General features: G+C 65.1%; 9 protein-coding genes. 6 read left to right on the plus strand and 3 right to left on the minus strand.

The window, feature by feature from the left end:
- Positions 1-15: 15 nt before the first annotated feature.
- The 6 genes from serA to EPD66_RS12290 all read left to right on the plus strand — a co-directional run bounded on the left by serA (position 16) and on the right by EPD66_RS12290 (position 8386).
- Positions 16-1593, plus strand: coding sequence for a phosphoglycerate dehydrogenase (gene serA / locus EPD66_RS12265; RefSeq protein ID WP_142848797.1), 1578 nt, complete (start codon positions 16-18; stop codon positions 1591-1593).
- A gap of 197 nt (positions 1594-1790) precedes the next feature.
- Positions 1791-3128 (plus strand): methyl-accepting chemotaxis protein, encoded by a 1338-nt coding sequence (locus EPD66_RS12270; protein WP_142848798.1) that lies wholly within the window; start codon positions 1791-1793, stop codon positions 3126-3128.
- 163 nt (positions 3129-3291) lie between these two features.
- Positions 3292-4434 (plus strand): ATP phosphoribosyltransferase regulatory subunit, encoded by a 1143-nt coding sequence (locus EPD66_RS12275; RefSeq protein ID WP_142848799.1) that lies wholly within the window; start codon positions 3292-3294, stop codon positions 4432-4434.
- An 18-nt stretch (positions 4435-4452) separates the two neighbouring features.
- Complete coding sequence (locus EPD66_RS12280; RefSeq protein WP_142848800.1) at positions 4453-5742, plus strand: adenylosuccinate synthase; 1290 nt, start codon at positions 4453-4455, stop codon at positions 5740-5742.
- Between the two features lie 119 nt (positions 5743-5861).
- Entirely contained in the window at positions 5862-7901 is a 2040-nt protein-coding gene (locus EPD66_RS12285) for a hypothetical protein (protein WP_142848801.1), read from the plus strand.
- Positions 7902-7903: 2 nt separating this feature from the next.
- Entirely contained in the window at positions 7904-8386 is a 483-nt protein-coding gene (locus EPD66_RS12290; protein WP_142848802.1) for an acyl-CoA synthetase, read from the plus strand.
- Between the two features lie 83 nt (positions 8387-8469).
- Here EPD66_RS12290 and EPD66_RS12295 read toward each other — a convergent pair whose 3' ends face one another.
- From EPD66_RS12295 to EPD66_RS12305, 3 genes are all read right to left on the minus strand, one after another.
- A complete protein-coding gene (locus EPD66_RS12295) occupies positions 8470-9144 on the minus strand; it encodes a response regulator transcription factor (RefSeq protein WP_142848803.1) in 675 nt (224 codons plus the stop codon).
- A 275-nt stretch (positions 9145-9419) separates the two neighbouring features.
- Positions 9420-10160 carry an endonuclease/exonuclease/phosphatase family protein gene (locus tag EPD66_RS12300; protein ID WP_142848804.1) on the minus strand — a complete coding sequence of 247 codons (741 nt, stop codon included), beginning with the start codon at positions 10158-10160 and terminating at the stop codon, positions 9420-9422.
- Positions 10157-12298: a VTT domain-containing protein gene (locus EPD66_RS12305; RefSeq protein WP_142848805.1), complete on the minus strand. Its 2142-nt coding sequence runs from the start codon at positions 12296-12298 to the stop codon at positions 10157-10159. Before EPD66_RS12305 ends, EPD66_RS12300 begins: the two co-directional genes overlap by 4 nt.
- Positions 12299-12335: the final 37 nt, after the last annotated feature.

Raw genomic sequence — 12335 nt, forward strand, 5'->3', positions numbered from 1 at the left:
CCCCAAGGAGCCGCCATGCCTAAGGTTCTCATTAGCGACAAGCTCAGCCCCGCCGCCGTCCAGATCTTCCTGGATCGCGGCATCGAGGCCGATGTCAGGACGGGCCTGCGTCCCGAGGAACTGAAGGCGATCATCGCTGATTACGACGGCCTTGCCATCCGCTCGGCCACCAAGGTCAGCGCCGATATCCTGGCGGCTGCGACCAAGCTGAAGGTGGTGGGCCGGGCCGGCATCGGTGTCGACAACATCGATTTGGCCGCCGCCACCCAGCGCGGCGTCGTGGTGATGAACACGCCTTTCGGCAATTCCATCACCACCGCCGAACACGCCATCGCCCTGATGTTCTCGCTGGCCCGCCAGATTCCGCAGGCCAACGCCCTGACCCATGCGGGCCAATGGGAAAAGAACCGCTTCCTGGGAACCGAACTGACCGGCAAGACCCTGGGCGTGGTGGGCTGCGGCAATATCGGCGCCATCGTCTGCGACCGGGCCTTGGGGCTGAAGATGCGGGTGGTGGCCTATGACCCCTTCCTGTCCTTCGAGCGTGCTGCCGACCTGGGGGTGGAGAAGGTGGACCTGGACGAATTGTTCGCCCGCGCCGACTTCATCACCCTGCACACGCCGCTGACCGACGCGACCCGCGACCTGATCAACGCCAAGTCCATCGCCAAGATGAAGAAGGGCGTGCGCATCATCAATTGCGCCCGTGGCGGTCTGGTGGTCGAGGCCGACCTGAAGGCGGCCATCGAAAGCGGCCATGTCGCCGGGGTGGCGCTGGACGTCTTCAAGAATGAACCGCCCGTCGGCAATCCGCTGTTCGGCATGGAACAGGTGGTCTGTACCCCGCATCTCGGCGCCTCGACCAGCGAGGCACAGGAGAATGTCGCCTTGCAGATCGCCGAGCAGATGGTGGACTACCTGTTGACCGGCGCCGTCACCAATGCCCTGAACATGCCCTCCGTCTCGGCCGAGGATGCGCCCAAGCTGCGGCCCTATATGAGCCTCGCCAAGCAATTGGGCAGCTTCGCCGGGCAGTTGACCGAACATGCGCTGAAGTCGGTGCGCATCGACTTCCAGGGCCATGTGGCGGAACTCAACACCAAGCCGCTGACGGCGATCCTGCTGCAAGGGCTGCTCAGCCCGCTGCTGGAAAACGTCAACATGGTCAACGCGCCGCTGGTTGCCCGCGAGCGTGACATAGACATCACCGAAAGCACCAACGAGCAGGTCAGCGACTACCAGACCCTGATCCGCCTGACGGTGACCACGGATGTCCGCAAGCGCAGCGTCGCCGGAACCCTGTTCGGCGGCGACAAGCCCCGCATCGTCGAGATCAAGGACATTCCCATCGAGGCCGAACTCGGCCCCTACATGCTTTATGTCAGCAATACCGACAAGCCGGGCTTCATCGGCAATCTGGGCAGCACCCTGGGGGCCGAGGGCATCAATATCGCCACCTTCCATCTGGGCCGCAACGCCGCCGGCGGCGATGCCATCGCCCTGATCCAGGTGGACCAGCCCATTTCCGATAGCCTGCTGGAGAAGGTGCGGGCCATTCCCAACGTTCTCCAGGCCAAGGCGCTGCGGTTCTAGGTTCTGTTTTCGACCCGCCAAGGGCCGCAAGGCCCTTGGGCCCTTTCTCTTCTTGAAATTTCAGGAATTCCCGGAGGCTCGCCTCTTGGAGAGGCGGGGCCAAGCCCCGCCGTTCTTTCGTCTGGTCAAAATCCCTTACCGGGAAAAAGGCTATTTGCTATCACTGGCAGTGTGTGAATTTTTAAAGGGATGGCAGCATGAATATGGATCCGGTGTTCACCGAACGTGATCAGGCTTTGGCGGAGGCCATCGACCACCTGCTGGCGGGCCGCTATCTGTCGGTGCCGGAAGGGAGCTGCCTGCTGACGCGCAAGCTGCACGAGCTTGCCCAGGTGCTGGAAGGCCGCGCACGGGAGACGCTGAGCTTCGGCGTCGACATCTCGGCCATCAACAATGAAGCGGTGACGTCCGCCGCCGCCATGATGCGCCATGTGCGCGAGATGGATGGGCGCAGCCAGTCCATCGCCGCCGCGGCCGAGGAGATGGTGGCTTCGGTGGGCGAGATTTCGCGCAATGCCGATGCCGCCGCCCAGGATGCGCAGAATGCGCGCGAAGCGGCCGCCGAGGGACAGAATGCCGCCGATGCCGCCGTGCGGACGATGGAAAGCATCGCCCGGGCGGTCGAGGATGCCGCCGCCAAGGTGGACGGCCTGGCCGAGGCCTCGGCGCAGATCGGCGGCATCGTCAACCAGATTGAGGCCATCGCCAAGCAGACCAACCTGCTGGCGCTGAACGCCACCATCGAAGCGGCCCGTGCCGGCGAGGCGGGCAAGGGCTTCGCCGTGGTGGCGTCCGAGGTCAAGAACCTCGCCAACCAGACGGCCAAGGCCACGGTGGACATCCGCAACCGCATCGAGAACCTGCGGGCGGAGATGTCGGCCATCGTCGATTCCATGCAGGAAGGCGCCGAGGCGGTGCAATCGGGCCAGGAGGTCATCGCCGCCACCGGCCAAGGTATGCGCGACGTGACCGAGCAGATCCACAACGTCTCGGCCAAGATCGAGGAGATTTCCGGCATCCTGGGCCAGCAGGCGCAGGCCACGGCCGAAGTGTCGGAAGGCATCGCCGTCATTGCCCGCATGTCGGGCGAAAGCGTCGAGGGCATCGGCGGGCTGATGGACGGCATGGACAAGGGCGAGGCGGTCGTCACCGAAGCCCTGGCCGCACTCGGCAAGCTGGAGATCCGCGACTTCCCGCTGCATGTGGCGAAGTCCGATCACATGGTCTGGCGCAAGCGTCTGGCCCAGATGATGGCGGGCCGTGTCCAACTCAGCGCGGAGGAACTGGCCGACCATCATTCCTGCCAGCTGGGCAAATGGTATGAAGAGGCCAAGGATGCCGGGCTGAGCAGCCATCCCGCCTGGCAGGCGCTGGAGGCGCCCCATCGCGAGCTCCATGCCAAGGGTGTCCAGGCCGCCCGCCTTCTGTCCCAGGGCAATCTGGAAGGCGCTCTGGCCTGCCTGCACGAGGTCGACAGGGCATCGGCCCAGGTGATGCAGCATCTGGAAGAATTGCTGGCACGCCAGGGCGCGTGACGGCCGAAGCTGAACGGCAGATGGCTTTTCCGTTTGCCGTTCAGCGTCAAAAGCGCTAAATCGGCGGATGCCCTGTGTCGGTTTCCCGGCTCGGGGTGATTCGGCCCGTCCGAGGCAACCTGCCTTGAGGCGCGCCAAGCAAGGGCATGACGAAAACGCCGCAATGAACGATTACGCCAACAGGGCCCTCCTGCCCGCCGGGCTGCGCGACATCCTGCCGCCGGACGCCGCTTTCGAGGCCGAGATCGTCCAGCGTCTGATGGGCTACTTTGCCGCCCAGGGCTACGAGCGCGTCAAGCCGCCGCTCATCGAATTCGAGGAAAGCCTGCTGACCGGCGTCGGCGCCGGCATGGCCGGGCAGACCTTCCGCATCATGGACCCGGTGTCGCAGCGCATGATGGGCGTGCGCGCCGACATGACCTTGCAGGTGGCGCGCATCGCCACCACCCGCCTGGGCAATGCGCCGCGCCCCCTGCGCCTCAGCTATGCCGGGCAGGTGCTGCGGGTCAAGGGCAGCCAGCTGCGTCCCGAGCGCCAGTTCGGCCAGGCCGGGCTCGAACTGATCGGCTCCGACTCGCCCGCCGCCGATGCCGAGGTGGTGGTACTGGCCGCCGAGGCCCTGGCGGAGTTGGGCCTGAGCGACGTCTCGGTGGACCTGACCCTGCCGACGCTGGTTCCGGCGCTGTGCGCCGACCTCGACCTGGACGAGGCGACGATCGGTCGCCTGCGCGGGGCGCTGGATCACAAGGATGCCGCCCTGGTGGCCGCGATCCTGCCCGCGGCGGCGGCGAAAAGCTTCTGCGACCTGCTGCAGGCGGCGGGGCCCGCCGATCAGGCGCTGGCCGCCCTGCGCAGCATGTCCCTGCCGCGCGCGGCGGCGCATGAGCGCGACCGGCTGGCCGTGGTGGTCGAACTGGTGCGCAGCCACGCCCCCGGCCTCGCCCTGACGGTCGACCCGGTGGAGAACCGGGGCTATGAATATCATTCGGGCGTGTCCTTCACGATTTTCTCGCGCCGGGCCATCGCCGAACTGGGGCGAGGCGGGCGCTATCTCGCCGATGGCGACGAACCCGCCACCGGGGTGACGCTGTTCATGGATACGGTGCAGGCGGTTCTGCCCGCGCCGGCGGCCGAGCGCCGCGTCTTCCTGCCTTTCGGTACCGCGCGCGAGGTTTCGGCCCGCCTGCGCGGCGAAGGCTGGGTGACGGTGGCCGGGCTGGAAGAGGTGGCCGATCCGCGCGCCGAGGCGCGGCGGCTGAATTGCGGCCATCTGGTGATGGCCGATCGGGTGATTGAGACGGAATAGGCTGGAGTCCGGGAAAAGATGGCGAATGTTGCGGTAGTGGGCTCCCAGTGGGGCGACGAAGGCAAGGGCAAGGTCGTCGATTGGCTCTCCGAAAGGGCCGACGTGGTGGTGCGCTTCCAGGGCGGCCATAATGCCGGCCATACCCTGGTCATCAACGGCGTCACCTACAAGCTGAGCCTGCTGCCTTCGGGCGTGGTGCGCGGCAAGCTGTCGATCATCGGCAATGGCGTGGTCATCGACCCCTGGGCGCTGCTCAAGGAGATCGAGTCGATCCGCGAAAAGGGCGTGGACATCACCCCCGAGACGCTGAAGATTGCCGAGAACGCGGCGCTGATCCTGCCGCTGCACGGCCATCTGGACCGTGCCCGCGAGGAAGCCAGCGGCGCCGGCAAGATCGGCACCACCGGCCGCGGCATCGGCCCGGCCTACGAGGACAAGGTGGGCCGCCGCGCCATCCGCATCTGCGACCTCGCCGATGAGGGCGTGATGGAGATGAAGCTCGAGCGCATGCTCGCCCATCACAACGCGCTGCTGCGCGGCCTGGGCGCGCCGGAAGCCGATGGCGAAGAGATCATGCGCTCGCTGAAGGAGATCGCGCCCAAGATCCTGCCCTTCGCCGACGTGGTGTGGAAGCGCCTGGAAGAGGTGCGCCGCGACAACAAGCGCATCCTGTTCGAGGGTGCCCAGGGCGCCATGCTGGACGTCGATCACGGCACCTATCCCTTCGTCACCTCGTCCAACACCGTCTCGGGCGCGGCCGCATCCGGTTCGGGCGTCGGTCCGGGGCAGGTGGGCTATGTGCTGGGCATCACCAAGGCCTATACCACCCGCGTCGGTTCCGGGCCGTTCCCGACCGAGCTGCATGACGAGGTGGGCCGGGGCCTGGGCGAGCGCGGCCATGAATTCGGCACCGTGACGGGCCGTGCCCGCCGCTGTGGCTGGTTCGACGCCGTGCTGGTGCGGCAGACCGTCAAGGTCGGCGGCATCCAGGGCATCGCCTTGACCAAGCTGGACGTGCTGGACGGCATGGACGAGTTGAAGATCTGCACCGGCTATCGTTGCGGCGACAAGGTCTATGACCATCTTCCGGCATCGATGGCCGCCCAGGCCGCCATCGAGCCGATCTATGAAAGCATGGAAGGCTGGAAGGAAAGCACCCGCGGGGCGCGTTCCTGGGTCGATCTGCCGGCCACCGCCATCAAGTATATCCGCCGTGTCGAGGAATTGATCGAGGCCCCGGTGGCGCTGCTCTCCACCAGCCCCGAGCGCGAGGACACCATCCTGGTCCACGATCCTTTCGCCAATTGAGCGAGTGGTCTTCATCTTTAACGGGCGGTGGCGGTGCTTGTAAGCAAAGCCACCGCCCGTTAGAGTGCTAAAAGGTTAGTCGTGGCGCAGAAGGCGCTGCAAAGAAAACGGCGAGGGGTATGGCAGAACTCGCTTCGGCGCCGATGCAGGAAGACGCAAATGCTGGTGGAACGGTCGTTCTGCGCGACCGCTATTACATCCATGCCGGTTCGCCGCTTCCCGATCTGGATACACCCAGTGCGCAGGCTTTCGTCGTCGAAGACCGGCGCGATTCCGCGCGTCTGCTCTATGCCCTGATTTGCCGCCCCGATCTGCCGCCGCGCGTCAACGTGATGCGGGCCTTGAAAGGGGTGCAGAATCCCGGTCTCCAGACCCTGGTGGAATGGGGCGTGGTGCCCTGGGCACCGGTCGGCCGTAATTGCATGGCCGTGGTCTATGAACGCCCCATGGGCGGCCGGGTGATGACCAGCCTCACCGCCGAAATCAAGCGGGTCGAGGAACACGAAGTGACTCGGCGCATGCTGACGCCGATCATCGGCGCCTTGCGCGAACTGAATTCCCGTGCGGTGACCCATCGGGCCATCCGCCCGACCAACATGTATTACATGGATGCCGACCGCGAGCGTATCGTGCTCGGCGATTGCGTCACTGCACCGCCCGCCTATGACCAGCCGCTGCTGTTCGAGCCGGTGGAATCGGGGATGTCGCTGCCTTTCGGCCGGGGCAGCGGCAATTACGGCGACGATCTCTACGCCCTGGGGGCCTCGCTGGTCCTGCTGCTGCTGGGGCGCAACCCGGTCGCCCATCTGACAGACGAGCAACTGCTCAAGCAGAAGATCGTCTATGGCAGCTATGTCGCCCTGGTCGGCGACCAGCGCCTGCCCATCAGCATGATCGAGCTTCTGCGCGGCGTGTTGTGCGACGATCCGCATGAACGCTGGAAGCTGGATTCGCTGGATCTGTGGCTCAGCGGGCGGCGTCTCAGCCCCCTCCAGACCAAGCTGGAGAAGCGCACCCAGCGTGCCTTCGTCTTCAACGGCAAGGAATACAGCACCTCGCGGGAACTGGCGATGGCCTTCGTCCGCCGCTGGGACGACGCCATTCCGCTGGTCCTCGAGGGCAAGCTGGAAATCTGGATGCGCCGCGCCATCGAGGACAAGGAACGCGCCGACCAGATCGCCGCCGCCGTGCGCAATGCCGCCGGTTCGCCCGGCGACCGTCGCATCGCCCTGGACGTGATGCTGGCCCGCGTCTGCATCCTGCTCGATCCCCTGGCGCCGATCCGCTACAAGGGGCTGGCGATGATGCCCGACGGCTTCGGCTCGGCGCTTGCCGTGCTGATGAGCCAGCAATCATCGGATATCCGCCTGTTCACCGAGATGATCCAGCGGGAAATCCCCAAGCTGTGGTTCGAGACCCGTGCGGCCTACGATCCCGATCATTCGGTGATGCAGAGCAGCTTCCGCGACCTCAAGGAGCAATTGGTCCGGCCCGGCCTCGGCTTCGGCCTGGAACGTTGCCTGTACGAGATGAACGAGGCGCTGGCCTGCCAGAGCCCGTTGATCGCCCAGGATTACGTGGTGGAAATCCGCGACCTGCTGCCGGCGCTCAACAATGCCGCCAAGCGGGCCGACGGCAAGACGCTGCCGGTGGACCGCCATGTGGCGGCCTTCATCGTCGCCCGTTTCAAGTACGACCTGGAGAAGGCTCTGACCGTCCTCAACGAGGACACGCCGGACCGGCAGCTGGTCGGCATGCTCAGCCTGCTGGCCCTGCTGCAATGGCGGCTGGGGCCCGAGACGCTGTTCGGCCTGACCAGCTGGATCGGCGGGCTGACAGGGCCGATCATCGCCAGCTTCCACAGCCGCGAGACGCGGCGCATGCTGGAGCGGGAAATTCCCCGCCTGGTGCGCAAGGGCAGCCTGATCGAGTTGTTCCGCCTGTTGGACAACACCGAAGAGCGCCAGAAGGATGAATACGGTTTCCAGCAGGCCCGCGCGCAATATGCCGCCGCCAGCGCCGAGATCTCTGAACTGGATTCCAGCGGTGAAGAGCGTGATGCCTTTGCCCTGCGCGTTGGACAACAGACGGCGGCATTGACCAGTGTGCTGATCGCATTGGCCACGATGTCGATCCTGGTCATCATGAAGGTGTGGTGAAGATGGCGGCCAAGCAGCAGGCAAAGGCGCGCGGCGGGCAACAGCGCACGCAGGGCGGGGGAATGCGCTGGATCATGATGCTGGCCGTGACGGCGGCCGTGCCCTTTTCCCTGCCGACCATCCTGCTGCTGTTCGTCGGCCTGCTGCCGACCCTGGTTGCGGCCCTGGTCGATCGCGGTCCCAACCGCTATGCCTGGCTGTGCGTGGGCGGGTTGAACCTGTCGGGCGTCGCGCCCTTCCTGTTCGGCCTGTGGTTCTCGGGACACAGCATGTCGGCGGCCCTCGACATCCTGTTCGACGTCTTTCCGCTGATCGTCATGTACGGCTCGGCCGCCATCGGCTGGCTGCTCTACAGGGCCATGCCGCCGGTGGTGGGGGCCCTGCTGGCCTTGCGGGCGCAACGCCGCGTGACGGTGCTGCGCAACGAACAGCGCCGTCTGGTCGAGGCCTGGGGCGAGGACGTGGCCGAGGAAGAGGTGGGCTGACCGTCCCTTGCAGGATGGTGAAAAGGAAAATGGCCGGCACTTGGGAGTGCCGGCCTTTTTTTATGTTCCCTGGGATAACGGGATCAGGCCGGAGTGGTGCTGTTCTGGCGGAAGAAGCTGCGGTTGGCGGCGATGGCCGCCTGGGTGCGGTTGTTGACCCCCAGCTTCTTCATGATGGATTTCACATGCACCTTCACCGTGCCTTCCAGCATGCCCAGTGAGCGGGCGATCTCCTTGTTGGAATAGCCCAGTGTCAGAAGTTTCAGCACCTGCGTTTCACGCGGGGTGAGTGACTTGAAGTCGGGATTGAAATCGCTGCTTTCTTCCAGTGGCGAACCTTCGTATTCCGCTTCCAGTTCCTCGGCCGCGACGGCCTGGGCCGGGATGTAGAGCTCCCCGGACAGGACCAGCGGCAGGACATGCTTCAGGATCTCGCCGTTGGAGGATTTGAGGATGAAGCCACGTGCGCCGGCATCGATGGCCGCACGAATGGTGGAACGCTGCCGTGACCCGGAAACAATGACAACCGGCACGTCAGGCAGGGTATCGATATACTGCTTCAACTCGCTGATACCGTTCAGGCCGGGCATCTGCAGGTCAAGCAGGATAAGGTCAAGACCCTCCGTCTCATGGGCTAGCTTACGGGCTTCGTCCGCGCCGCTCGCCTGGATGATGGTGACGTCGTTGTAAAGACTTTCTAGAGCCAGCTTGATTCCGTAACGGAACAACGCATGGTCATCGGCTATCAGGACTACCACAGGACTTGCCTCGTATTCGCTCGTGCCGCCAGACGGATATACCGTGGAATGCAGCGATAATTTAATCCATCTTTTGGACTCTAACGCTGAAGGTATACCAAGTTCGAAAGGACTGCTCTTCCGCTATACCAAGCCGGGGGGAGCTTCGATGCGTCCTATCAATCAAGGTTTCCCGTCTTCCTCGGCGTCATTTGGTATCTTTCGGCTGCAAATCAATCGCTGGAGAGAGAGCCCGAAAGGTCTTACCCGTTCGCGCGGGGGCCTTACTACGGCAGTTATAGAGTATTTTTCTCGGGTATATGGCTCCAACGGACATCGGCGCGGATCGGAAGATGATCCGAAGCGAGTCGCGATAAAGGTGTGGAATAGGCACTCAAACGAAGTAGGCCATGGGCCGGCCAGATCCACATGCGGTCCAGCGGCAGCATCGGAAAGCGTGACGGAAAGGTGCGGGGCGCCAGGGCCCGGCCGAAGCGCCGGTTGAGGCTGCGCAAGGCCCCGCCCGTGGGCCGCCATTCGTTGAAATCTCCAAGGATTACCATGGGCATGGCCTCTCCTTGCTCTTCCACGTGATGGATCAGGCGGCGTACCTGGAGACGCCGTTCCGCCGCCCGCAGGCCGAGATGCGTGACGATGACGCGCACGGTGCGGTTGCCCGCATCCAGCTCGACATCCAGCAGGCCCCGGGGCTCGAAATTGCGCACGCTTAGGTCGCCTCGCCGAATCTTCCGGATGGGCAGGCGGGTGAGAAGGGCATTGCCCATGCTTCCGCGATGATCGTGGAGGTTGGGGCTCGACACTGCCCTCATGCCTAGGCTTTCTGCCAAGAAGTCTAGTTGGGAATAACCGTCTACGGTCAGATGGGTGTCGACTTCTTGCAGCCCCACCACGTCGCAATCCAAAGCGCGAAGAACCTCCGCGACACGCTCGGGACGGTATTTGCGGTCGGTGCCCCAGCAGCGATGGATGTTGTAGCTGCCGAAGGAAAGGTGGGGCGCGCTTGCCGCTTCCGTCATGCCTCTATCTGCTCCTGGCGCCGCCGCCGCCGACTCAAATGATGGCCGATCCACCACCCGGCGCCGAACAAGGCGGCCACCACGACGGCCAAAAGCCCCAGATTGTCCCAGCTCGGTTCCTGCAAGGCCGCCGCGAGGCGGTCACCGAAGACACTCAATCCTATCATGCCCGGCAGCATACCCAGCGCGCTGCCCAGAACAAAATCCCGAAATCGCAGATGGGAGGCCCCGGCCACCAGATTGAAGACGGTGAAGGGGGCGATGGGCACCATGCGCAGCAGCGCCACCGCCAGGATGCCGTGACGGGCGAGGTTGCGCCCGATGCCTTTGACCCGCGGCCCGACCACCCGGGCCAGCGTCTCGCGGCCGAAGCGGCAGCCCAGCCAGTAGCTGAGGCTGGCGCTTGCCAGGGCGCCGAGCAGGGAACCGGCAAGCCCCACCCAGGGGCCGAACAGCATGCCCGCCAGCGGCACCATCAGCGTGACCGGAAAGGCGATGAAGCCGCCCAGGACGAAGCTCAGCACCACCAGGGGCAGGGCCAGCAGCGAGCCGTCTAGGACGCGCAGGGTATCGATGAACGGGGCGACCTGGGGCAGGAATTCGCCGGGACTGAGGCTCCAGAAGGCCGCCATTACCGCCGAGATGGCGATGATGACCGCCAGGATGCCGAGACGGCGCGAGACCGGTGGAACGGGATTTTCTTCGCTGTCGAGCAGGATCTCTTCCATGGGCCGTTCAGGATCGACCAGCAGGCTTGCCGCACCGAGATCCACCGCCGAGGGCGGCGGCGTGTTCTCCAGGGGCACCAGCCGCCGTTCTTCATGCCCCAGCGCACCGATGGCGCCCCGCAGCCCGCCCTTCCGTTCGATGGCCTGGGCGACCTCCTGGGGGCTTGCGCCCAGATGCTCGCCGAGCAGGCGGTGCAGCAATCCGGCTACGCTTTTTTCGATGCGGCCATCGCCGCAGGATTCGATCATCAGGTCGCATTCCGTGTCCACGCCCATGGAACGGTTGTTGAGATTGGCCGAGCCGATGCGCACCATGGCATTGTCCACGATCATCAGCTTGGAATGCACATGCAGCGCCCGGCCGGCCACTTCCGGCCACAGGACGCGCAGCCGGTCATGACGGTCGAGGCGCTTCAGGCGCTGGCACAGGCGGATGCGTTCCAGCCCCATGGCCGTCTGTTCCACTAGGTTTTCCTGGCGTCGCGGCGTGACGATCACCACTTCCGGCGGATCGTCCTCCCACAGCCGCCGGGCGATGGCCTTGCCGATCTTGCGCGAGACGAAATACTGGTTCTCGATATAGATGAAACGCCGCGCCGCCTTGATCATGTCCAGATACAGCGCCTCGACATCGCGGATTTCCTCGTTGCCGTCCCAGGCCGGCGAGGTGAGGGCGATGGCGACCTGAACCGCCCGCAGGTCGGCGGCCACCTTCTCGTCCGGCCAGGGGCTGGGGCAATCGGCCGGGACGGGCGGCGGAGTCTCGCCGCTGGCGCGCTGCCAGCGCTGCCGGGCGATCTTTCCCAGTTCGGCGGCGACGGGGCCTTCGACCATCATCATCAGGTCGTGGAAGGGCGGATAATTGGGATGGCCGGGATCGGAACGCCGGCGATCGTCGGGTCGGTGCTCGGGACAATCCCAGCGCCGGGCCGTGATGTCGATGCCGCCGCAGAAGGCCACCTTGTCGTCCACCACCACCAGTTTCTGGTGATGCGAGGCGACCAGGGGATGGTCGCTGTCCAGGCGGAAGCGCAGATGGGGATGGGTCAGCCAGTCCAGCTTGATCTCGGGCAGGAATTCCCGGTCCAGCGAATAGAGCAGCGGCGAATCCCAGATCAGCATGCGGCAGTCCAGCCCCGGGCGATTGCGCACCAGGCTGTCGAGCAGCAGGCCGATCTCCGTGCCGTCGGCCTCGGTCGAGCGGTCCAGCCGGGTGCGGCTGTCGATCTCCCAGCCGATGATGACCACCGAATGGCGCGCGCGCTCCAGCGTATGGCGCAAGGCGGCGAAATAGGCGGCGCCATCGACCAGGAAGGCCACGCGGTCGGCCCAGGTACGACAGCGGCAGTTCAACCCCGGGACGGCGACCGGCAGGGCGGAACGGGGTGGAGATTTCAGATCATATGGCATGGTTCTAGACCACAGATGGTGCCTCTCTGGTGGCGGA

This window comes from Telmatospirillum sp. J64-1, from assembly GCF_006980715.1.
In the GTDB taxonomy this organism is placed as follows: Bacteria; Pseudomonadota; Alphaproteobacteria; order Rhodospirillales; family Magnetospirillaceae; genus Oleiliquidispirillum; species Oleiliquidispirillum nitrogeniifigens.

Coding starts and splice junctions, on each gene's coding strand:
- serA (WP_142848797.1), top strand. CDS start 16: ATGCCTAAGGTTCTCATTAGCGACAAGCTCAGCCCCGCCGCCGTCCAG.
- EPD66_RS12270 (WP_142848798.1), top strand. CDS start 1,791: ATGAATATGGATCCGGTGTTCACCGAACGTGATCAGGCTTTGGCGGAG.
- EPD66_RS12275 (WP_142848799.1), top strand. CDS start 3,292: ATGAACGATTACGCCAACAGGGCCCTCCTGCCCGCCGGGCTGCGCGAC.
- EPD66_RS12280 (WP_142848800.1), top strand. CDS start 4,453: ATGGCGAATGTTGCGGTAGTGGGCTCCCAGTGGGGCGACGAAGGCAAG.
- EPD66_RS12285 (WP_142848801.1), top strand. CDS start 5,862: ATGGCAGAACTCGCTTCGGCGCCGATGCAGGAAGACGCAAATGCTGGT.
- EPD66_RS12290 (WP_142848802.1), top strand. CDS start 7,904: ATGGCGGCCAAGCAGCAGGCAAAGGCGCGCGGCGGGCAACAGCGCACG.
- EPD66_RS12300 (WP_142848804.1), bottom strand. CDS start 10,160: ATGACGGAAGCGGCAAGCGCGCCCCACCTTTCCTTCGGCAGCTACAAC.
- EPD66_RS12305 (WP_142848805.1), bottom strand. CDS start 12,298: ATGCCATATGATCTGAAATCTCCACCCCGTTCCGCCCTGCCGGTCGCC.